At 61.6% G+C, this 20,897-nt stretch carries 26 protein-coding genes and 1 riboswitch; of the genes, 20 read left to right on the top strand and 6 right to left on the bottom strand.

The features are described 5' to 3' along the window. The first annotated feature begins 57 nt into the window (after positions 1–57). Together AC0L3E_RS14880 and AC0L3E_RS14875 are read left to right on the top strand one after the other, a co-directional pair. The gene (locus AC0L3E_RS14880; RefSeq protein WP_473605049.1) at positions 58–1,530 is read left to right on the top strand and encodes a hypothetical protein; all 1,473 of its coding nucleotides are present in this window, start codon (positions 58–60) and stop codon (positions 1,528–1,530) included. Beyond that, positions 1,493–4,459, top strand: coding sequence for a hypothetical protein (locus AC0L3E_RS14875; RefSeq protein ID WP_473605047.1), 2,967 nt, complete (start codon positions 1,493–1,495; stop codon positions 4,457–4,459). The genes AC0L3E_RS14880 and AC0L3E_RS14875 overlap by 38 nt, the downstream gene beginning before the upstream one ends. A gap of 4 nt (positions 4,460–4,463) precedes the next feature. Here AC0L3E_RS14875 and AC0L3E_RS14870 read toward each other — a convergent pair whose 3' ends face one another. Further along, positions 4,464–4,628: a hypothetical protein gene (locus AC0L3E_RS14870; RefSeq protein WP_256746887.1), complete on the bottom strand. Its 165-nt coding sequence runs from the start codon at positions 4,626–4,628 to the stop codon at positions 4,464–4,466. A 195-nt stretch (positions 4,629–4,823) separates the two neighbouring features. On the opposite strand from AC0L3E_RS14870, the gene AC0L3E_RS14865 reads away from it, so the two are divergent. After that, a complete protein-coding gene (locus AC0L3E_RS14865) occupies positions 4,824–5,828 on the top strand; it encodes an EpsG family protein (RefSeq protein WP_256746888.1) in 1,005 nt (334 codons plus the stop codon). Between the two features lie 322 nt (positions 5,829–6,150). Here AC0L3E_RS14865 and AC0L3E_RS14860 read toward each other — a convergent pair whose 3' ends face one another. Beyond that, a complete protein-coding gene (locus AC0L3E_RS14860; protein WP_127320022.1) occupies positions 6,151–6,339 on the bottom strand; it encodes a hypothetical protein in 189 nt (62 codons plus the stop codon). A 55-nt stretch (positions 6,340–6,394) separates the two neighbouring features. On the opposite strand from AC0L3E_RS14860, the gene AC0L3E_RS14855 reads away from it, so the two are divergent. From AC0L3E_RS14855 to AC0L3E_RS14835, 5 genes are read left to right on the top strand one after another with little or no spacing between them, the layout of a single operon-like run. After that, complete coding sequence (locus AC0L3E_RS14855; protein WP_128309389.1) at positions 6,395–7,105, top strand: glycoside hydrolase family 108 protein; 711 nt, start codon at positions 6,395–6,397, stop codon at positions 7,103–7,105. After that, positions 7,102–7,320, top strand: coding sequence for a hypothetical protein (locus tag AC0L3E_RS14850; RefSeq protein WP_473605046.1), 219 nt, complete (start codon positions 7,102–7,104; stop codon positions 7,318–7,320). The genes AC0L3E_RS14855 and AC0L3E_RS14850 overlap by 4 nt, the downstream gene beginning before the upstream one ends. A gap of 1 nt (position 7,321) precedes the next feature. Further along, entirely contained in the window at positions 7,322–7,555 is a 234-nt protein-coding gene (locus tag AC0L3E_RS14845; protein WP_127331701.1) for a hypothetical protein, read from the top strand. Further along, positions 7,540–7,725 carry a hypothetical protein gene (locus tag AC0L3E_RS14840; protein ID WP_292634578.1) on the top strand — a complete coding sequence of 62 codons (186 nt, stop codon included), beginning with the start codon at positions 7,540–7,542 and terminating at the stop codon, positions 7,723–7,725. Before AC0L3E_RS14845 ends, AC0L3E_RS14840 begins: the two co-directional genes overlap by 16 nt. After that, positions 7,725–8,048, top strand: a complete 324-nt coding sequence (locus AC0L3E_RS14835; RefSeq protein WP_127271121.1) for a hypothetical protein — start codon at positions 7,725–7,727, stop codon at positions 8,046–8,048. Before AC0L3E_RS14840 ends, AC0L3E_RS14835 begins: the two co-directional genes overlap by 1 nt. Positions 8,049–8,174: 126 nt before the next feature. Here AC0L3E_RS14835 and AC0L3E_RS14830 read toward each other — a convergent pair whose 3' ends face one another. Next, positions 8,175–8,882: a hypothetical protein gene (locus tag AC0L3E_RS14830; RefSeq protein WP_127270889.1), complete on the bottom strand. Its 708-nt coding sequence runs from the start codon at positions 8,880–8,882 to the stop codon at positions 8,175–8,177. Positions 8,883–8,920: 38 nt separating this feature from the next. Further along, complete coding sequence (locus AC0L3E_RS14825) at positions 8,921–9,091, bottom strand: hypothetical protein (RefSeq protein ID WP_164762750.1); 171 nt, start codon at positions 9,089–9,091, stop codon at positions 8,921–8,923. A gap of 89 nt (positions 9,092–9,180) precedes the next feature. Here AC0L3E_RS14825 and AC0L3E_RS14820 point away from each other — a divergent pair, with 89 nt between their 5' ends. The 3 genes from AC0L3E_RS14820 (at position 9,181) to AC0L3E_RS14810 (ending at position 12,789) form a co-directional block, all read left to right on the top strand. Next, positions 9,181–10,725: an ArnT family glycosyltransferase gene (locus tag AC0L3E_RS14820; RefSeq protein ID WP_127331102.1), complete on the top strand. Its 1,545-nt coding sequence runs from the start codon at positions 9,181–9,183 to the stop codon at positions 10,723–10,725. A 132-nt stretch (positions 10,726–10,857) separates the two neighbouring features. Next, positions 10,858–11,376 (top strand): peptide-methionine (S)-S-oxide reductase MsrA, encoded by a 519-nt coding sequence (gene msrA, locus AC0L3E_RS14815; protein ID WP_473605044.1) that lies wholly within the window; start codon positions 10,858–10,860, stop codon positions 11,374–11,376. Between the two features lie 381 nt (positions 11,377–11,757). Further along, positions 11,758–12,789, top strand: coding sequence for a formyltransferase family protein (locus AC0L3E_RS14810; RefSeq protein WP_128309271.1), 1,032 nt, complete (start codon positions 11,758–11,760; stop codon positions 12,787–12,789). Between the two features lie 39 nt (positions 12,790–12,828). On the opposite strand, the gene AC0L3E_RS14805 is transcribed toward AC0L3E_RS14810, so the two are convergent. Then, on the bottom strand, positions 12,829–13,149 hold the full coding sequence (locus AC0L3E_RS14805; RefSeq protein WP_127272385.1) for a RodZ family helix-turn-helix domain-containing protein: 321 nt from the start codon (positions 13,147–13,149) through the stop codon (positions 12,829–12,831). Between the two features lie 195 nt (positions 13,150–13,344). Next, positions 13,345–13,458, top strand: a riboswitch (TPP riboswitch). On the opposite strand from AC0L3E_RS14805, the gene AC0L3E_RS14800 reads away from it, so the two are divergent. The 7 genes from AC0L3E_RS14800 (at position 13,449) to AC0L3E_RS14770 (ending at position 18,997) form a co-directional block, all read left to right on the top strand. Then, positions 13,449–14,057, top strand: coding sequence for a YkoF family thiamine/hydroxymethylpyrimidine-binding protein (locus tag AC0L3E_RS14800; protein ID WP_127331098.1), 609 nt, complete (start codon positions 13,449–13,451; stop codon positions 14,055–14,057). It overlaps the preceding riboswitch by 10 nt. A 103-nt stretch (positions 14,058–14,160) precedes the next feature. Beyond that, positions 14,161–14,907 (top strand): ABC transporter permease, encoded by a 747-nt coding sequence (locus AC0L3E_RS14795; protein WP_128309272.1) that lies wholly within the window; start codon positions 14,161–14,163, stop codon positions 14,905–14,907. 2 nt (positions 14,908–14,909) lie between these two features. Continuing rightward, the gene (locus tag AC0L3E_RS14790) at positions 14,910–15,677 is read left to right on the top strand and encodes an ABC transporter ATP-binding protein (protein ID WP_128309270.1); all 768 of its coding nucleotides are present in this window, start codon (positions 14,910–14,912) and stop codon (positions 15,675–15,677) included. Beyond that, a complete protein-coding gene (locus tag AC0L3E_RS14785; RefSeq protein WP_127268777.1) occupies positions 15,670–16,689 on the top strand; it encodes an ABC transporter substrate-binding protein in 1,020 nt (339 codons plus the stop codon). The genes AC0L3E_RS14790 and AC0L3E_RS14785 overlap by 8 nt, the downstream gene beginning before the upstream one ends. Before the next feature lie 172 nt (positions 16,690–16,861). Continuing rightward, positions 16,862–17,557 (top strand): methyltransferase family protein, encoded by a 696-nt coding sequence (locus tag AC0L3E_RS14780; protein WP_128309269.1) that lies wholly within the window; start codon positions 16,862–16,864, stop codon positions 17,555–17,557. Positions 17,558–17,936: 379 nt separating this feature from the next. Further along, a complete protein-coding gene (locus AC0L3E_RS14775) occupies positions 17,937–18,560 on the top strand; it encodes a hypothetical protein (protein WP_352584621.1) in 624 nt (207 codons plus the stop codon). A 272-nt stretch (positions 18,561–18,832) separates the two neighbouring features. Beyond that, positions 18,833–18,997, top strand: a complete 165-nt coding sequence (locus tag AC0L3E_RS14770; RefSeq protein ID WP_127268780.1) for a DUF3309 family protein — start codon at positions 18,833–18,835, stop codon at positions 18,995–18,997. Between the two features lie 334 nt (positions 18,998–19,331). Here AC0L3E_RS14770 and AC0L3E_RS14765 read toward each other — a convergent pair whose 3' ends face one another. Beyond that, positions 19,332–19,589 (bottom strand): hypothetical protein, encoded by a 258-nt coding sequence (locus AC0L3E_RS14765; RefSeq protein ID WP_127268781.1) that lies wholly within the window; start codon positions 19,587–19,589, stop codon positions 19,332–19,334. An 84-nt stretch (positions 19,590–19,673) separates the two neighbouring features. Between AC0L3E_RS14765 and AC0L3E_RS14760 the strand changes: the two genes are divergently transcribed. Further along, entirely contained in the window at positions 19,674–19,943 is a 270-nt protein-coding gene (locus tag AC0L3E_RS14760; RefSeq protein WP_027035091.1) for a DUF982 domain-containing protein, read from the top strand. Positions 19,944–20,171: 228 nt separating this feature from the next. Continuing rightward, complete coding sequence (locus tag AC0L3E_RS14755) at positions 20,172–20,897, top strand: GntR family transcriptional regulator (RefSeq protein ID WP_127268782.1); 726 nt, start codon at positions 20,172–20,174, stop codon at positions 20,895–20,897.

The following is a 20,897-nucleotide window of genomic DNA, read 5'->3' as shown; positions in this document are numbered from 1 at the left end:
GCGGGCAATATCGACATTCCGCAGGGGTTGACGGTCGAGTTTGATGACAGGGCGCTTTTGCAGCGTACCGAGGACGCCACGCACCTTTTCAACCTGAAGGGCGACAACCGCATCATCGCGCCGAAGGTCAACGGCGCCTGGAATCATGTCGCGGCTGCGAACGGCTTTGGCGTCTTCAACATCAGCGGCATTTCAGGTGTCACGATCGAGCATGGCACGCTCACCGGTACGCAAGGCGACCACTACCGCATTGCCGATTCCAGCTGGGTCTACATCGACGACGCCAGGGGCGACACGGCGCGCAACATCGTCACCATCAACGACGAGGTTTCCGGCACAAGTCACGTGTTTGTCCGCCGCGCTCGCGTGAGTGCCTATTTGAACGGTTTCGATGCGGAGAGCGACGACGACTGGCCGGTGAGCGATATCGAGGTGGATATCGACTGGACGCAGCTTGGCGGCGTTCAGCTTGGCGCGGCCGTCGCCTTCACCCGCAGCGCTGCGCCCGCCGGATCGGTGTTGAAGTACAAACGCCTTCACATCAGTGCCAAGTCCAGGGATGGCCTTTATGGTCTGGTGCTGCGAGGGGCCAAGGATATCGAGGTGCGCAGCCTGGTGACGGAAGGCGTGCAGCAAGGCATTCGCGCCGGCACCGGTCATCATATCGAAGATCTTCGCCTGCTGTCGTTCGACATCCAGGCGACGCATCAGGGGATCTATATCGAAACCCCGGCCGGGCAACAGATCTCGCGTGGCGTCAGGATTGGTGCCGGCCGCATCTTTGGGTTTACCCAGGCCAATGCCTACGGCGTCTTCAGCGCGGCGGATGAAACCATTGTGTCGGCCGACACGCTTGTCGACATGGGCGGCGCGGCGGCGTCCATTGGCGTTCGATTGAACGGCGACATGTCGCAAACCCATGCAGGCATCGCGGATGCGCGATCGTCCTATGTCGCCCTGTCGACATTATCGGGCGAACGGCAGAGGGCGACGGGTGGCCTTTTCAAGGCGACGACCGGCAGCGTCGTCAACGATGTGAAAATCAGCGGATCCTCGCCAAACGTCGAGGTGCGGGGCAACATCTACTCCGGTACGGCGACGGGCAAGCCAACCGATGACGGATCGCACATGGCGCTGATTGAAGGAAACCGGGGCGGCGATCTTTTCAAGGGCTATAAATCGACGCCGGACGCAACGCCCGTTCTTATGGTCTTCGAAGCCGGAAACAGCTTTGTTCCGATCAGGCCAGGGCAAGGCGCGAAGTTCACCGTCGATGTCGCTGCCCGCCGCACGGATGGTTCGTCGTCGACCAGCGCCGGCTATGTGTTCGCCGGCGTGATCCGCAACACAGGCGGTACCCTGGCGGTCGAAGGTGCTATCACCAAAACGGTGATCGGCGAATATGCGACCGACGCCGCATCGCTCGACGCCTCCGTCGCCGTGGGGGCTTCCGGAATTGAGGTGACCGTTACCGGCGTCGCGGCAAAGACCTATGGCTGGAACGCCGTTGTGCGGCTTCAGGAGGTTTGATGCTGCATGGAAGTTCGACGCTGCCAATGCCATCACAATTGCAGTTGATATCTGCCGGCTGATCCAAAGGCCCCCCTCTATCTCAAGACCAAAATCTCTTTCAGCCTCGCTTCGCGGGGCTTTTTTCATGGAGCACGCCAGCATGGCCCGATCTTCAGCCGCCGCCGTTCGCCTTCTGACCGGCGAGCGCGAACCTGTTCGCCTGGCGACGACCGCCAGCATTGCGCTTTCCGGCCTTCAGACCATCGACGGGGTGGCGACGGAGGTGGGCGACCGCGTGCTGGTCAAGGACCAGGCCGACCTGACGCAAAACGGTATCTATACGGTAAGCGAAGGCCGATGGTTCCGCGCTGCCGATGCCCGCACCGGGCGCACCATGCAGAAGGGAACGACGGTGCATGTCCAGGAGGGCAACGCGAACTCCAGCAAGGTCTACGCTTTTCAGACCGATAACCCGGTGATCGGGACCGACAATATCGTGATCAGCTTCTATCTCTCCGACGACGCCGTCGGCGATCTTCAGGAGGCGGCACAGGAAATTCTCGATCTCGTAACGGGCGCTATGACGACCGTCATGGATCCTCAGTTCGCTACCAAAGCGACGGCTGAAGCATTCTCGCCGGATGTCGCGCCCGACTACATCCGCACGGCATTCTACGACGGCAACCAGGTGGCAGGCAGCGGCGGCGTCTATCGCAAAAATGGCACGACGACCGGCGACCTCGTGATCACCTTGCACGATGGCGTGACGGTCGTCGGATACACGCTCTCTGACACGCCGACGGCTTCGCAGAAGGGTGCCCGGAAAAACAACTCGACTGATGATGCCGCAGCCGTGCAGACCGCGCACAATCTGGGTTCGGGCGGCGTAGAGTTTCCGTCCGGCATCTACAAGATGGTGCCCGGCTCGGTCTCGCCATTCACGCTCGGCAACACCACTGCCAATGTCTATCGCGCGGTGGCACTGACCGCCGACAATGTTACCTTCAGCGGACATGAAGCAGTGCTGCATGGCGTGAGCCGGGCAAGTGTTGTCGCTACCGACATTCAACCGGTCTTCTCGACCGACAAAAATATGACAGTCGGCGCACGCAAGAATATCGCGTTCGACGGCGTCACCTTCGATTCCAACAATGACGGCGACGCGACGAACAGCAACCAGCGTTTCCTTTACGCCGTGGGCGTTGATGGTCTGCGGTTTATCAACACCAAGGCCGAGTCGAGTGGCGGCCGTCGCGGCTATTATACCCACATTCAGAACAGCAAGAACGTGCAGGTGAACGGCCATCGTCACCAGAAAATGACAGGCGGATTCAATGTCCGCTATGTCGACAGCTTCGTGATGACCAACTTCATTTTCGAGGACTTCTCGGAGGCGATCGATCTCGACGGCACAAGCCAGCTTGTCGTGATCCGAGGCGGGGTCTTTAAATCGGTCGCGCGCGTTAACCAGTGCATAGATATCAACGACCAGATCGATGCGTCGATCGGCGATTTCTCGGTCCACAACACCGGCAACATCGCGACCATCAACTACAAGACGACGACGCCAGATACTTTTGCAGAGTACGTGGCCGGTACTGCTGTCAGAAATTTTCAGGTCAGCAAGCGCATTATTTTGTCCAACATCAGCGGCTCGGCCATCGGCTCGACCACGGCCCCTGCCTTCTACATCGGGTGGGATTGGGCGGCTGGCGGCCATGCAGGCACGGGTCCGGTGCAGGACATCACGCTACAGAACATCACGCTTGATGATCATGGGTATTTCTGGATCCGCGAAGCCGTCAACCTGAAGCTCAAGGACATAACGTCCTATCGTGCGATCTGCGGTTTCAACCACGCCTTTACTTGCTTTTCAAGCGTAGCCAACGCCGATCAGATAGGATGGTCAGACCTTGATATCGACATCGATGGAATGCGCATCGAGGCTTCCGATAAAGGTGGCATCAGTATTCAATCCCCATCGAGCGTAAAAGTGCGTCGCCTTATCACTCGGGGCAACAACACTTCAGGATCAACCCAGGCTGACCTTGTCATCACCGCGCTACACCAGCGAGCGGGTTGCGCTACCGTCGATGAGTGCGACATTGAGGGCAGCGTGAACCTCAATGGGGACAGCACCGCAATTGCCTCGTGGGCTGCCGACACGATCTACAAGCGCAACGCCATGGTGACGAACGGGGGAAATTTCTACCGTGCGACCACCGAGGGCCGTTCGGCAAGCAGCGGGGGACCAACCGGGACGGCACTGTCCGTGACTGACGATGGCAGCGCATCCATTGCCGCGTGGGCTGCCTTTACACCTTATGCGGTTGATGCTGTGCGGAGGAATGGGAGTGCCTACTTTATCTGCATGACTGCCGGCACCTCTGCGGCGTCGGGTGGCCCGAGCGGAACCGACCAGCGGATTGCCGACGGCACGGCTGTCTGGCGTACCATTGAGGGGCTGGTAAGGTGGGAATATCTCCTCCACCCCTACTCCATCCGGTGGGGCAAAAACAACCGCGTCAGGGGCACCGTCACTTTTCAAGGGGATGCGCAGAAGCACACGTTCGGCGAGAGCATCACGGCGATCGCGGGCGACTACTCGGCGACCGGCACCGTGAACAAGTGCGTGTTCGTCGCGCGGCGTCGGTGCCTTGTCGCCCGGGCCAGCTATCAGGTGCTCGCCGACGTTGCCGCAAGCGGCTCCAACTACCGGAACCTCATCCTGCGGCGGTATCGGGCGGGCTCATCTGCGAACGCTGCGACAATCGACACGACCGCAACCGGGTTCACTGCCTTTGTGTCGCGAGATGCCGGGGTCACTGCGAGCCCGGCCGGCGCATATCTGGAGCCTGGGGACGTGTTGATCCTCAACTCCAACTCTGCCGGGTCCGGGGTCGCTCTGTCCGGGCTTGGCGTGACGGTCGACTATATCGAGTATTGATCGGCTACCGAAGCGCGCTGAACAGCAGGACGATCCACAGGTAGACGAAATAGGTTGCGGTCGGGCCAAGCACGATGATCGCCAACCATACCTTCTCGTTGGTCATGATCTGAAGCTCAGCTTCTTCATCGAATGGGGCGTCTTTGTCCTTGGCGCCTCTTTCGATCATGGTCCATCCTCGCCAGCAGCACGAGCGCAGACCCATATCAAGGAGCGGCTAGCCAAGCAAAGAACGTCAATAACGCGTATCGACGCGGCGCCGGGGCTGTTGCCGGTTTTTGGGCAGCCGGCCGCCGTGGGCATTGATTAAATTGCAAGAGTTGAGCAATGGTTGCAGCCATCGTTATACGAGAGAGTCCTTCGAATGCGGCCCGTTCGCCAGAATTGGTTCCCGGCACTGGCCTGCTTAGTGCCAGTGATGCTATTTGCGGTTTCGAGGACTGACTATGCCAATTACGTGGCATACACAGCCGATGGTGACATCGTCAGCTATTCGCGTGGTTTCTCCTATGCGACGCGAACTGGCTTTGTCCTCTATATGACATCTGTAGCGCACGAGCGCGTGTTCCTAGCAATGCACTGGCTGTATGCAAACCTGGGATTTTCGCTCTCCGACAGTATGCTGGCAAACAGCATGATGATGATCGCAGCCTATTTCTTCTATGCCTCCCGGCAGTGCAACAATGTGCTTCTTGGCGCACTAGCTACCGTGGCCTTCATCATGCTGCCATGGTTTGAACAGCTCGGGCAAAACACGCTAAGGCAAGGGTTTTCGCTGATATTCATTCTCACCTTTTTTCGCGCGGTGAATTATCAGCAAAAACGTTGGGCCGTCCTCTTCGCGGCGCTCGCTATAGGTAGCCATTACAGCGCCGCATTGTTCGTGAGCGTGTACATCCTCACCGACTTCTTGCCGAGGTCCGGCAAGCTGTTTGTCGCGGTCGTTGTCCTGACGTTCGTCGGCTATGTCACCGATTACATCACTGTTCTATCTGGGATGATCGTCACCCCGATCCTCTTATGGACTGGGCTTTACACCCAGTACTCAACCGACGCGTTCTTGACTTATCAGGTGGGCTACAAGGCGCTGTTCTTCTACTACTCACTGTTTCAGTGCGTCGTGAGCGTCCTGCTGCTTCACAAGGCCGAGAAGCAATCGGATGCGCGCTTGGCTAAATACTGCATTGTCATGACCGTGATCTACATGGCAGCGAGCGGCCTGCCTTATTACAATCGAGTGGCGATGATGCCGATGCTGCTGCTGCCGGTGGTGGTCGTGACCCTGTGTTCCCGAATAACTTTGCCTCGCTGGGGGCTGAGATCAATGCTTGATCCCGGGAACTATCCGTTCTTGCGGCGCGTCGGGTAAAGACGATCTCGCCAACCCTTCTTCGCAGGCCGGTTCATCGGCCATCGGCTATAGCCGTTCCGCAAGAATTGCCGGAATTTTCGCAACCAACCGAAGAACCGTCGCGGCTCGCTACCAAGGGCCAAATAGTGCGAGCGCCATCGTCAACCTTATGTAGGCTGCGCCGCTCGGCATGGGTATGCAGCCTCAGAGGGTCGTACCTGTTCCAGACAAACCAGACAAACCAGACAAACCAGACAAACCAGACAAACCAGACAGTCTGAGAGCAATGGGACGTTCCCCGTCCCGTAAGCCGGCAGGGACGGCGGGCGCTCGGGTTGTGTCAGCCAGTTTCCGCGTTGCTGTCGCCGGGTCGAATGACTTCCCACCCGCCGTCGTAGGGAAGCAAGAGCCCGCCGTCGTGGGTTCTGATTTCGCCAGCCTTCGCCGCTGCGTTCGCACGAAACTTAGCGTTGTGCTTAGCCCACGGCGCGGCGAGTATCACTAGGTCTTTGCGTCGCTCATCATCCATCAGCCCGCTCCCCGGCGCCGACCATAGCCAAATCATCCGAAGAAGGAAAACCACCATGGACCGCAACTTCGCGCGGGCGCTTGCGCTTGTTCTCAAATCGGAAGGCGGGTGGTCGGACAATCCGGCTGATCCCGGCGGCGCCACCATGAAGGGCGTGACGCTTGCCAGCTTCCGTCGTTATGTGAAGGCCGACGCGACGAAGGCGGATCTGCGTGCGATCAGCGACGCGCAGGTCGCCACCGTCTATCGCCGCTTCTACTGGGACGCTGTGCTCGGCGCCGAATTGCCCGATGGCGTCGACCACGCTGTGTTCGATTTCGCCGTCAACAGCGGGCCTGGCCGGGCGGCCATATATTTGCAGGCGGCCGTCGGCGTTGCGCAGGACGGGCGGATCGGACCGGTCACCGTCGCGGCGGCCAAGGCAAAGCCGGCCGGTGTGACCATCGATGCGCTTTGCGATGCGCGGCTGGCGTTCCTCAAGCGGTTGCCGACATGGGCAACATTCGGTCGCGGCTGGTCCGATCGGGTCAGGTCGGTGCGGGTTCAGGCCCTGCTGATGTCGGCGCAGCGCCCCGCGGCGCCGGTGACCGCGTCGCCGCCGCCCAGGGTCGAAACATCGCCCAATGGGGCGTCGTCGATCCAGCCCGTGCCGCCGGCGCCCGGCGGCAAGGCGGCTGCCGCGGCCGGCATCCTCGTTCTCCTGGCCGGAGCGCTCGCTGCCTTCCGGCATCAGGTCGCCGCTCTTTTCGGGAGCCTGTTTCGATGAGATGGTTCAACACCAATGCGCTGCACAATCTCCTCAGCACGCTGATCGCCATCATCTGCGGCGGCGCGCTCGCCGGCTTCGACTGGACGCTGCTCGGGGTGAGCGACCGCACCGCGCTTCAGATCAGCGGCGCCATTGCCCTTGCCAAGATCATCATCAACGCGGTGCGTGACGGGCCGCGCGGCATGGTCGCGCCGCCGGCCAAGGAGACATGAGATGGGAACACTCACCCTCGCGCTGCTTGGCCAGGCCTGGCCGTATCTTCTGGCAATTGGCGCCGCGCTTGCCGGTGTCTGGACGGCCTATGCCAAGGGCAAGGCCAGCCAGAAGGCCAGGCAGGATGCCGCCGACGCCGCGGCGCGCACCGAAGCCCAGAAGATCGACGATGCCGTCGCCGGCCGGACGCCGGACGACAACAGAGGGAGGCTGGCCAGATGGTCAAAATCATAGCGCTCTCGCTCCTGCTGGCCGCCTGCACCACATCAGGCGGGTCGTTCTGCGCGGCCGGGCATCCCCTCCGGCCGACAAGGGCGGAGGCGGCGACCCTTTCCGACGCGTCGGTGGCGGCGATCCTGGCTCACAACGAAAAGGGCCAGAAGCTTTGCGGCTGGAGGCCATGATGAACGATCTTTTCGACCTGCTCGGCATCAAGGGACCGGTCGTGGCGGCGGGCCTCGCCGGCGGCGTTCTGCGCGCGCTGTCGCGGCATCGCTACAAGCTGCGCGAAATGGTGGCCTCGCCGATCTGCGGCGCGCTTGCGGCGGCCTATCTGACGCTGCCGGCGGTTTCCTACGCCAGGATCGCCGGCCTGCCGATGCCCGATCCCGCCGACGACACCACCACGCTGGCGGCCGCCTTCCTGATCGGCGTCTGCGCCATGTGGATTTCGGACGTCCTGTTCGAGTTCGTGGTGCGGAGAGTCAGCCGCGCCCGGGACGAATAGCTGGTGCGGCGGCGATTGCTTGGCGGAATTGCCGAGGCACGTTTCCCGCGGCATCGAACCATCGAAGACAACCCAAAATAGCCCGTTCCGGTTCGCCGGGCGGGCCATTTTTGCGTTTTGGCCTGATCAAGCCAGAATGTTGACCGCGCGTGCCGCGACCAGCGCGATGGTCAGCAGCGAGATCATGGCCTCGGCCATCATCAGCAGCTTGGCGCGCTGGGAGAGTGGCAAGGTATCGGTCGGCGAAAATGCGGTCGCATTGGTGAAGGCGAGGAAGAAATAATCGACGAAGCCGGGCAGCCAATCTCGAAGCTCACGGTCGTTCAACGTCATCTGCGCGAACAGGAAATCGGCCTGTGCGAGCTTGACGAGGCCGCAGGTCGGCGGACCGCCGCGGTCGGTGCTCCAGAACCACAAGGCAAAAACGATGACGTTGGTGACCCAGATGTTGAGCGCGTCGATCAGCAGCGTCGTACCGCTACTGCCGGCATGGCCCTCCAGCAAGGCACGCACCAGCAGGACCAGCGAACCGCAATTGATGATGCTGATGATGGCGGTCATGGTCAGGGCTGTTCTGCGGATCATGACCCGAAACTGGCCGATCGCATGCCACTCGTGGTCCTCGACCGCCTTTCGGGTGGCGGCCTGCGTCCAGGCGGTGGCCACCGACAAGGGCAGCAGCAGGGCCGCCTCCAGCGCGGGCGCCACCCAGCGCGGCCCGAATGAGAGATTGTTGATGACCAGAAGCTGCAGGCAGATGATGACGAGAACGGCCGCCCGGGCCATCCAGAAATCGAGCGCGCGGTAGTGAATGACGGCATGGTGGTGGCGCATTTTTCAAATCCTGGATGCTTTTTGGGGACGGTAACCGGTCAGGCGTAGGCGACGCCTGCCGCGATCACGCCCAAGGCGCCATGCCCGGCATGTTCAGGGTGCTGCGGGATGGCGTGTTCCATTGTTGTCTTGCTGGCATGTGATGACGGGAGAGGCGGCATGGTGGCGCGAAACTCTGCCTCAATCTTGGTTTTGCCATGGTCGGCCAAGTATACATTTTCGTAAGCTTCAAGTTCTGGGCTGTTCGTAAAACCGTCCGGTGTGATTTATCCACCGCATGACGCGAATCGACGAACCCATGAACGGTTGGCTGCCGGTCGGCAGTTCTGTTCCAGGCGACTGGTGGCAGTCGTCGATCTGGCCGGGGCTGACGCGCTATCCAGAAGCCGCCCTGGCGCTTTTATGCCTGACGCAGATCCTGTGCTGGACCGTGGTGCCGGCGCTTGTCGATGCCGCCCCGCCCGGCGATGTCGTCGAGAGCTTCATGTGGGGCCGCGAATGGGTGCTTTTGACCTATAAGCATCCGCAGCTCCCCGGCTGGCTGCTCGAGATCAGCCATCTTCTGACCGGATCGTTCCGCTGGCCGCAATATCTGCTCGCCCAGCTTGTCGTCTCGGCGACCTTCGTCTTCGTCTACCTGCTGGCCCGCGACATGCTCGGGAGAACCCGCGCGCTGGCCGCCGTGCTTTTGATGCCGTCATTGTATTTCTTCGGCTGGCCGACACCGCAGTTCAATCATGATTACGCGCAGATGCCCTTCTGGGCCGCAATCTGCTGGCTGCTGTGGCGTGCGGGCCGTAGCGGTGGGCCGGGCTGGTGGCTGGCGCTCGGATTGGTGTCGGGCGTCGGGCTCTATGCCAAGTTTTCCACCGGGCTGCTGTTGCTCTTCGGGGCGATCTGGCTGTTGTCGGACACGCGGGCACGCAATCGGCTCGCCACGCCCTGGCCCTGGCTTGGGCTCGCGGTTTTCCTCGCCGTTGCCGCGCCACTGGCCATCCAGCTCTACCGAATCGATTTCCTGCCGCTGACCTATGTCGCCGGCCGCGATGAATGGGTGCTGGTCCACCGCGCCCGCCTTTACTATATCGGTGTCCAAATGGCGGGGCTCTGCGGCCTATTGCTGGTGCTGTCGATATCGGGGCTGTTGCGGCGTTCGCCCGCGCCGGAACAGCCCATTGAGCGCGGCGCGCTGGCCTATCTCGTGTGGATGGGGCTTGGTCCGGCGGTGCTTGTCATGGTGGCCTCGCTGTTTACCGGCGCCGGCGAGGCGTGGGGCGCGCCGATGTACAATCTGGTCGGCGTTGTGGCGATCGCCTTGCTGGGTCATCGGCTTGGCGCCGTCGAACTGCGACGGCTGGCGATCTGCGCGTTCGCCTGCATCCTCGGCATGTCCGGTGCCTATGCGGGCATCCGCTGGACGAGTTGCAATTTGCGCGGGCGCATGGATGCCGTCTGCTGGCCAGCGCGGCAGATTTCGGACGAAGCCGAGGCGGTCTGGCACGCGGCGGTGCCCGGTCGGCTCGACATCGTCGGCGGCGATACCCGTATCGCGTTGCTGGCGGGCCTCAACGCCTATGACAAGCCGTCGATCTTCACAGACCTCGACATGCGGCTCGCCCCCTGGATCACCAGCCAGCGGCTGCGCGATCACGGTATGCTTCTGGTCTGGCCCGGGAGCGGCGTGCCACCTCGGCTGCTGGCGTGGCTGGGAAACATCCCGGTCAAGACCGTTCTTTTCGACTGGTCGCTCAGGGCACCACCGGTGGCGATCAGCTTTGCCGCCATTCCGCCTGGCATGAAGCTACCGGGTTTGATCGACAGCCTCGCCCAACCGAGCAATTGAGGTAGATCCACCGCGTCCGCTGGACGAAGCAGGTGACAATGCCCATTTATGGCGAGACCACTTGCTTTCACGCAATTCCAGACGGAAAACCGCTACACACTTTTCCTGGAATTGCTTTTGAGGAGACGTGACATGGCGACTTCGACCGAACGTGCAGTCCTTGCCGGCGGCTGTTTCTGGGGCATGCAGGATTTGATACGGCGCTATCCCGGCGTCATCTCCACCCGTGTCGGCTACAGCGGCGGCGACGTGCCCAACGCCACCTACCGCAACCACGGCACCCACGCCGAAGCCATCGAGATCAATTTCGATCCGGCCATCACAAGCTATCGCACGCTGCTGGAACGCTTTTTCCAGATCCACGATCCGACGACCCGCAACCGCCAGGGCAACGATGTCGGGACGAGTTATCGCTCGGCGATCTATTACACCAGCGACGAACAGAAGCGCGTCGCCGAGGACACCATCGCCGATGTCGATGCCTCGGGCCTGTGGCCGGGCAGGGTCGTCACCGAGGTCGCACCCGTTGGTCCGTTCTGGGAAGCCGAGCCCGAGCATCAGGATTATCTGGAGAAATATCCCAACGGATACACCTGCCACTTCGTCAGGCCAGGCTGGAAGCTGCCGGTTCGCGAGACGGCGGTTTCGTAGATTCGCAACTGCGATTTGCCCTGCATTGCTGCTCGACGGTGTCGTCGAGCAGGTCATCGCATCCAAACCCCTTTCAGTCAGCGCACCGTGTCGCGTCGGCCATTGAGCTTTCACAACGTCCGAGCGCTCTTCGAACGCCTTCGTCAACGGCGAATGCGGATGCGGTAGGCAAACACGGTCAGGTGGTTGACAGCCTGCCGTATCGCGGTCCAATTGCGCAGGAAGAGTTGATTTCGGGAGACGGGCCGTGAAGAAAATCTACGAAAAGCCAGTGTTTGTAAAACGCGAGCGTCTTTCGGTTGTCACTGCCTTGGCATCGCCTTCCACTCAGCCGACCTGACAAGCTCGCCCTGATCTGTCGGCCCGTTTGAGCCGCCGAAGATGAGGCCGATCGAATCGACCGATCACTCGGAGCCGATCACAGCCGTTTTTGTCCTCGATATCTCTAACCATACGGGGCCTCTGCTCGCCGGCTGGCTAGAGGCTGGAAATGCAATTGGCGCGATCATCGTGCCCGGGTTCCGGCGTCGTCCCACCGGTTTCAGCATCGGCAATTTCCGACGAAGGCTTCAACGCAAGCTGCTGCTCAGGCGGTTTGTCGGTAACACGCCTGTCAAGTTGATCGAATTTGGCCGCCCTTACGATTGGAATGCGCTTGGTCGCCAATTGTCTGACCTCCGCGCCGATGTGCTGGTCTGCTACACTTTGCCTGTCTTGATCCCTCAAGAGGTTCTTGGCCATTTTTCCAAAGGCGGGGTCAACCTCCACCCGGCGCTGCTCCCCGACTATCGAGGGCCACATCCGACCCAGCGCTTGGCCGTGGACGGCCGGTGTGCGGCTCATGGCGGCGTCACGCTCCACAAGATGTCCGCCGGTTTTGACGAGGGTGACATTCTCGGGCAGGTGCCGTTTTCCGAAGCTGACTGGACCTCGAGAGAAGCCTTGGCCGACAGCACGGCAACCGCTATGCGGATTCTGGTGAGCGAGGCGGTGCCGGCCTACTGCCGGGGGCTGTTGTCAGGAATGCCGCAGCCGAAAGGCGACTTCGTCTGGGCACGGCTTCAGCCCAGCCACCTGATAATCTCGCCGGCCATGTCGGTCGAGCATGTTGTACGGCTATGGCATGTGCTCGGCCTTCTGCCAGGCATCTATCTTGAAATCGGAACGCGCAAAGTCAGACTGGGATTCCAGATCAGAAGGCTGGGGCCTTGCACAGGAAAGGCTCCGGTCAGGCGGTGGGGAACAGTGGAATTCGATCTCGCCAACGGTCGGGTCCTGTATTTTACCTACGGTAGAGTGCTCAAACGGCTGCTCAATTCAAAACACCTGTTTTTGCGCCCGCCCGCCGGAAAACCCGCTCCACAAATCCGGCTGTTCGGCAAAACGAGTGCTGCGGACCAGAGAAACGGATGAAGCCGCTGGGCGATGCCCAGCGGCTTCATCTGTGTGCGGTTACTTGCCACAATTATTATCGTTTACCGTTGGCGCCGTCGCGTTACCATCGGCGTCCGTCTGTGCGCCTTGCGGGTTGGTCGGGCAATTCTGATCCGCGTTCGAATTCATGTCCCCTACCGTGCCAGTCGTGCTGTTGGTCGTGCCCGGGTCGACAGTGTCCGGCTCGACCGTATTCGGTGAAGCCGGCGTGTTCGGCTCAACCGTCACCGATTTGCCGCTGCCGCTTCCATTTGCGTTGTTGCTGCCGGCGCTTTGCGCCATGGCTGACGTGGCCAGACCAATGGTGAGAACGGAAGCTGCGAGGATTTTCATGAACATGGTTTGTCTCCATTTCTGTGAAGTCGTCGCTTGTTTTCTACGAAAGTGATCGCGTTGCGACTGTGGGGACAACCGGTCGCGGCGGCGAAGGTTCCCGACAAAATTCCGCTCAGGCGCACCGTGACTGGCGCAATGCTTTTGGCGCAGTGCTCTGAAAAAACGGCTTTCCCTTGAACTCGAATGATGCTTTAAGGCGCACATCCACAGGGGTGCTCCGTACGGTCGGGGCTGAGACGGGGGCGGCAAGCCCACAGACCCTAGAAGCTGATCTGGGTAATACCAGCGGAGCGAGGCGGGCGATGTTTTCAGGCGCACAGATTTCCCTATACCCCATGACCGACGAATTCGTCGGTGTCATTCTTGGCGCGCTCGGTGCGCTCGATCCCTGGCGCGACAAGCTCAGGATCGAGACCGACGACATCTCGACCTTGCTGGTCGGGCCGCCCGAAGTGCTGTTTCCCGCCATGCGCGACCTCTTCGTGGCGGCGGCACGCAGCGGCAAACATTGCGTGTTGTCGGCCGCCATCTCGCGCGGGTGCCCTGGCGAGCCGGATGACCCGATCTGCCGCTCCGATGCACTTGGCGGGCCTGTCGGGCCACTCGGCCCGCGCAAGGATGCGGCCATCGCGGCGGTGCGCAATGCTGCTGCCACCGGCCAGTCGGCGGCGGCGCAGTTCTCGCTCTATGTGATGGGCACCGACGACCACATGGACGAGATCTACGGCTGCATCGATTTTCTCAAGCAGTCCGGCGTCTATGAGCGTTCCAAGCATTTCTGCACGAAACTGCGCGGTGATGCCGGTGCGATCTTTTCGGCGCTGGACGAGGCCTTCTGCCGCTTCGGACCAGGCGCCGGCCACGTAACCCTCGACGTCACGGTCTCGGCCAACAGCCCGTCGGCTGTCTGAGCCAGCCGCGCTTTCGCGCTGCCGTCAAAGGTTGTCTCCCGTGGCCACATCATCAGTCGCTTCGCGCCCGATCGCGAGCCTTCTTGTCAAGGCAATGCCGGCCATGATCTCGGTCGGTTTGCTCCTGCTGGCGTGGGAGCTTTATGCCACCTATTCCGGCATCAGGCCGACGACACTGCCGGCGCCGTCGCGCGTTTTCGAGCAAGCGCTGCTCAATCGCCAGGCGCTGGCCGACAACGCCATTCCGACCATCGGCGCCACGCTGCTCGGCTTCTCCTGTTCGCTCAGCGCTGCCTTCGTGCTGTCGATGCTGGTCGACTTCTTCCAGCCGCTGCGGCGTGCGCTGTTTCCTGTCTTAATCGTCAGCCAGACCTTGCCGCTGGTGGCGATCGCGCCGCTGGTGGTGCTCTGGTTCGGCTTCGGGCTGGCGCCCAAGATCATGCTGGTGGCGCTGGTTACCTTCTTTCCGATGCTGGTTGCATTAGTCGAGGGTTATGAGTCGACCGAGGCCGAGATCGGGCAAATGCTGCGCGCCATGGGAGCAGGGCGCTGGCGCATCTTCATGCTGGCACGGCTGCCTTCGGCGCTGCCCTATTTCTTCGCTGGTTTGAGGATCTCCATCACCTACGCCGTGGTCGGCGCGATCTTCGCCGAATATGCGGGGGCCGCGAAGGGGCTGGGCATCTACATGCTCAACGCCAAGAACAATTTCCGTCCTGACCTGGTTCTTGCCGCCGTCGGAGTGAGCGCTGCCCTGACCCTTGTCCTGTTCGGGTTGACTGTACTGCTGCAGCGCCTTGCGATGCCCTGGGAGCGGGCCGGCAAGGAAACCGCCGGGAAGGGGGCCTAGCGATGAGCCGGCTCGAACTGCGGCATGTGCGCAAGGCGTTCGGTGGGCTCGACGTGCTGGCCGATATTTCGCTTAGCGTCGGCGCTGGTGAATTCGTCTCGATCCTTGGACCCTCGGGCGCCGGCAAATCGACACTCTTCCAGCTCCTGACCGGCGCCGAGCATGGCGAGGGCGAGATGTTGTTCGACGGCGCGCCGCTCGACGACCACGGCAGGCATTTCGCCTTCATGCCGCAGCGTGACGCGCTGATGCCGTGGCGGCGCATCCTCGAAAACGCGACGCTCGGGCTCGAAGTGCAAGGCATGAGGAGACAGGCGGCGCGGGCGCGCGTTGCGCCGTTGTTTGCCGAATTCGGGCTTGCCGGCTTCGAGCGGCATTTTCCAGCGCAACTGTCCGGCGGTATGCGCCAGCGCGCGGCCTTGCTGCGCACGGTGGTGCAGCAACGCGACATGCTTTTGCTCGACGAGCCGTTCGGCGCGCTCGACGCGCTGACCCGCACGGCCATGCAGCGCTGGCTGGAACAGATGTGGCGGCATCATCGCTGGACGGCGCTCCTGATCACCCATGACGTGCGCGAAGCCGTGTTCCTGTCCGACCGCATCTATCTGCTGTCGGCGCGCCCGGCCCGCATCGTGCGTGAAATCAAGGTGCCGCTGCCGCGCCCGCGCAGCCTTGGCGGCGATGCCGCGCGCCAGGCAAGTACGCTCGAGGCCGAGATTCTCGACATCATCCTCAACGCCACCCCATCCAAAGGACACGATCATGACTGACTTGACGCGCCGGCAGGCCTTGTTGCTGACCCTTGCCACAGGCCTTCCGCTCGTTGCCGGATCGGGGCGAGCCCAAGCACAATCGGCACAAAAGGTCACCGTTGCCCTCGACTGGACTGTCAACACCAACCACATCGGACTGTTCGTCGCCCGCGACAAGGGCTTCTATCGCGAGGCCGGGCTCGAGGTCGACATCCTGCCTTACAGCGATACCGGTGCGGGCACGCTGGTTGCAAATCGCGTCGCCGATTTCGGCATCAACGGCACCATCAGCCTGTTCACCCAGAGAACCGCCGGAGCGGACCTGAAGGGCGTCTATGCGGTGGTGCAATCGGAAACCGGCCGCGTGGTCTTCAATGCGGCCCGCAGCGAGATCGTAAGCCCGAGAAACCTCGACGGCCTGACCTATGGCGGCTTCGGCAGCGCCTGGGAAAACGCCCTGATATCGACCATCATCCGCCATGATGGCGGCAAGGGCAATTTCGAGACGGTGACGCTCGGCACCTCAGCCTATGAGGCGCTGGCCAATGGTTCGGTCGATTTCACGCTCGAAGTCTCGACCTGGGAGGGTGTCGACGCCGAGCTCAAGGGCGTCAAACAACGCAGCTTCGTCTATGCCGATTACGGCGTGCCTGACGAGCACACGACACTGATCTCTTCGAGCGAAGCCTATCTCCAGGCAAACCCCAAGCCTGCGGCCGCCTTTGTCCAGGCGACGCGGCGCGGCTACCAGTTCGCGGTCGATCACCCCGAAGATGCGGCAGCCCTGCTGATCGCGGCCAACAAGGATGCGTTGACCAATCCGGCGCTGATCCACGCCTCACTGAAGGCGCTGATCGACGGCCATTATCTGCGCAGCCAAAGCGGCGCCATCGGGACGATGGATCCGGCCAAGATGGGAGCGATCGGCGGCTATCTCTTCGCGTCCGGCATTTTGCGTGATGCCGACGGCAAGCTGGTTGCTCAACGCCCGGATTTCGGGAGCTATTTCCGCAACGACTATCTGAGCTAGTCTGGCAAAACCAAATGAGATGGGTCGCCAGTCTTTCTGGGCGACCGCGTGGAGCAGGTCGTCTGGAAGTGGCGCCCTGGCTCCCCGACAGCCAGTTTAATGCCGAACTGATCTTGTTGATTAACTGCCCGGCAATGGTTGCGTGCAAAGGTCGCCCTGAGGGATCATTGGGGTGTTTGCATTGCTCATATCAAAAAGCGAGGCGCTTTCGCACGTCAGTGACGGCAGGATTTTGTCCGCAGCCCGAAAGCGCGAAATCCTGGTGGATTTGCGCGAAGGTTTCTTTCGGATCTGCGCGCTGGCCTTCGCGGGCATGTTCGTCTACCGCGGCGTATCTCACCTGATGCTCGACCCGACCCGCATCAATGTGGCGCTGGTGGCAATTTCCGAGATCCTGACCTTTACCTGGCTGCTTCTGTCGCGGCGACCGCAGGTTCGCGACTGGAACCCGCTGACGGTGGTTGTTTCGGTGGTCGCCAGCTTCGGTGTCGGCTTCATCGACCTGGAACCGGGCGTGGCCATCATCCCGATCTATGCCGCCGCGCCGCTGCAAGTCCTGGCGTTGGGGTTCGTGATCTGGGGGAAGATATCGCTAGGGCGTTCTTTCGCCATTCTGCCGGGCAATCGCGGCGTGATGACCGACGGTGCCTACCGCCTGGTGCGGCACCCGATCTATGCCGGATACCTTGCCGGTCATGTCCTGTTCCTGCTGTCGGCCTTTTCCTTCTACAATCTTGCTGTCTACGCCGCGATCACCTTCTTCCAGGTTCATCGCATCCTGCGCGAAGAGGCGCTGTTAGCCGCGACGCCGGAATACCGGGACTATATGAAGCGCGTCCACTACAGGCTGTTCTACGGGATCGTCTAACAAGCCGGCCAGCGCAGAATCGTTCGGCCTGCAATCACGCTTGCACTCTCTCGCTCCCGCATCCGCCGACAGACTCTGGCCACTTGCAATCATCGTGGCGGTCTTGCTGATCTTGCGAGAGGCTCGTGCGCTGTCCGGTGCGGTGTACGGCCTCGCAGTAAGACGAGCAGAGTAACGTCCGATCATCAATGGTCTTACGCACTGTGTAAAGAGAAATTATTCCAACTTTATTACAATTTTATTTCAGAAATTTTGTTGATGTATACCACGCTTCAGGTTCAGTATTCTCTCTCTGAAACTGAAATTCACCACCTCGCGTAGTTGATCTTGCAATCGGCTCTCGCCAATTGCTTTAGCGCAACGACAACAGGAGAGTGTTATGGCTCACACCATCAAGACAGTCGCCAACATGTTGGCGGGTAGTGCGGTAATCTTAGCCCTTTCCCTGCCCGCCAATGCTGCGGGAATCGGCCTTGGCGTTGGTGCCTCGGTGGGTGGTAGCGGCGGCGTCAATGCCGGCGTCGGGGCTTCCGTTGGCGGCAGTGGCGGCATCAGCGCCGGAGTGGGCGCCTCGGTGGGCGGCAGCGGTGGTGTAAAGGCCGGGGCCGGTGCCAATGTCGGCGGCTCGAGCGGTGTCAATGCTGGTCTCGGCGCTTCGGTCGGCGGCAGCAATGGCATCAATGCCGGCGCGGGCGCCAATGTTGGAGGATCTGGCGGCATTGCTGCCGGACTCGGCGCCAATGTGGGCGGGACGAGCGGCGTCGGCGTCGGTGTCGGTGTCGGCGTGGGTATTGGGGGCGGCATCAATCCGTCCAATCCGTCGAACCCGAGCAATCCGTCCAATCCGTCAAACCCCAGCAGGCCGAGCCTGCCGGGTGTCGTGGCCCAGATGTCGGATAGCAACGTGGCGCGAATGAAGAAGCGCTGCGTCGACGTGCTCGGCAGCGAAGGCGCTTACGACCGCGACCTCCGGCAACTCTGCCTCCTGATCGCGCGCCGCTGATGCTGGAGGTGCCGGGACTGGAGGTGCCGAACCGGCCCTGAGGCCCGGCCGCATGTTCCTGGCCTCCGGCTGGTCGGAAGGCCCGCCACACTGGCGGGCTTTCCGCGTTCATTGGCGTGCCGGTATCAAAGTTCTGGCTTCCATCACGTTGGATGGCCGTTTCCGTTGCCACGATCGCACGGAACGGTAGAGCCTTGGGAACGTTCTCGTCCTCGAACATCGCGGCCGCGATGTTCGACCCAATGCGTCAGCGCTAACGGGAGCTGAAAGCCATGAGCCTTGGAACCATACTGATCATCATTCTTATCCTTGCCCTGCTTGGCGGCTTCAGCGGCCTCGGCGGAGGTCCTTTTTATGGCGCCGGCTACTATGGCGGCGGCGGCCTCGGGCTCGTGCTGCTCATCGTCATCGTGCTTGTCGTGCTCGGGCGCATCTAGCCAGGCCCGCCCGGTTGTCGCCGACAGATCGCAATCTCGTGAGCGCCCCCAATGTCGGCGCGCACCGGATTGTGATGCAGGCAAGCCGGCTTGTGATCCTGCACTCTGCAAAACTTTCGTATGGTCATTGCGGTCCACACCCCCCCCGTGGAAACAAGAGGAGAGGGTCCCACCCCTTATCCTCCTCCAAGGCCCGCTCCGGTTCACCGTGGCGGGCTTTTGCTTGATGGGCGAGGGAACCGGCTTGCATCAAGCTTCAAGGAAAGGCGGGTGTTTTCTGAGAAGTCTCCGTTCTGGCTGCGGCATTGAGCGCAGGCCCGATCCTGACGCCAGATTACTCCATGTCAGGTACGTCGCCGCTGACGAAGAGCGTGTTCGGCGGGCCGTATTCGCCTAGCGTCGGATCGGCCTCACGGCTCCAGGCGATGACGCCGGCATGCTTTGCCGCCAGAGCCTTGGCGGTGCGTATAGCGCGGTCTTCGCTTTGCTGGTCGGCGGGTCCAAAGGCTGGGAACAGCTCGCCATCCTCACCGCGATCGAAGGCGACCACGACGATCAGCCTGGGATTTTTCTGGCCACTGGAATCGGACATCTTGCACCTTTGGCGCGGAACCTATCACATTGCTCGGGGTTGAAGGCCGCGAATCGATGAATGCCGACTTTGGGGAGTGGCATCGTGCAAGATCAGCGTTTCGATGAGCCGGTCAGGATTGCGCTCGGCCGATCGCGAAACTCGATCTTCAACGTCGAGCGGGTCGCTCAGGCTGCAGACATCCTGCTGAACCGCTGGCCGGTTGCGACCGGGCAAAAGCATATGGTTGCCCGCAAGGTCTGTCTGGCCGTGCTCGAGGGAAAGAAAGAAGTCTCGGCGGCAAGGGCGGCGTTCATCAACGCGGCGATCGAGGCGGACATCCTCGTCGAACCGCGTGAGGTGTCGATCCCGTAGCCTGCCCCGGTGAAATTGAATCAGGATTTGGCTCCATCCCCTTGGATGTGTGCCTCTTTTGGCGACGGCCGACCGGCTTTTCGGGGCTATTGACCTGCCTCTCGGCACGCCCTGCATGGTTATTCCGCCCATTCCGCTGCCTTTCGGTCAGTCTTCAGCATCCGTTGACAAGGCGTCCGGGCCTCTGTATTGAACAGGATTATACAGGTTCATTGAACAGGTACCCTTATGAAGCGGCGCGCGGTTCAGCTGTCTCCCGGCACGGGCAAACCCGAGCAGATCGCCACCGTTCTCGAACATGAAATCCGCTCCGGTGTTCTCGGCTTCGGCGACCGCCTGCAAAGCGAGAATGAACTTGTCCAGCGCTTCTCCGTCAGTCGCAATACGGTCCGCAAGGGCCTTGAGGAATTGTCCAGCCGGGGGCTGATCACGACCAGGGTTGGTATCGGCTCGTTCGTCACCTTCGACGGCAAGCCGGTCGATGACTCCATCGGCTGGTCGCGCGCGCTGGCCGATGCCGGCGCCAATGCCGAGACGCGGACGCTGCGGCTGGAGGTCATCGAAGACCCCGATCTGGCTGCGCTGCTTGCTATCGAAAGCCCGTTCTTCATTGCCGTTGACCGGGTGCGCACCAACGCCAGCGACGGCCATGCGATCTCCATCGAGCGCAGCCGGCTGCCATTGTCCTCCGAGCTTGAGGACGTACCGTTGCGCGGACTGCGCGAGGGCTCGCTGCACCAGACGCTGCGCGCCGCCGGCCTCATTCCCGACCATGGCGAGGAATGGGTCGAGATCGAGATGCTCAATGCCGAGGATGCGGCCATCCTCGGTTGCCCACAAGGCACGCCCTTCCTGCGCGGGCGCCGGTTGACGCGTGCGGCTGACGATCGGCCGATCGAGTATGTCACCAGCCTGCTCAATCCGGCACATTTTGCGCTGCATATGAGGTTCTGA

Source organism: Mesorhizobium sp. WSM4822, from assembly GCF_055811155.1.
The sequence above is the reverse complement of the archived record's forward strand: the minus strand, read 5'-3'. Positions and strand labels throughout refer to the sequence as shown.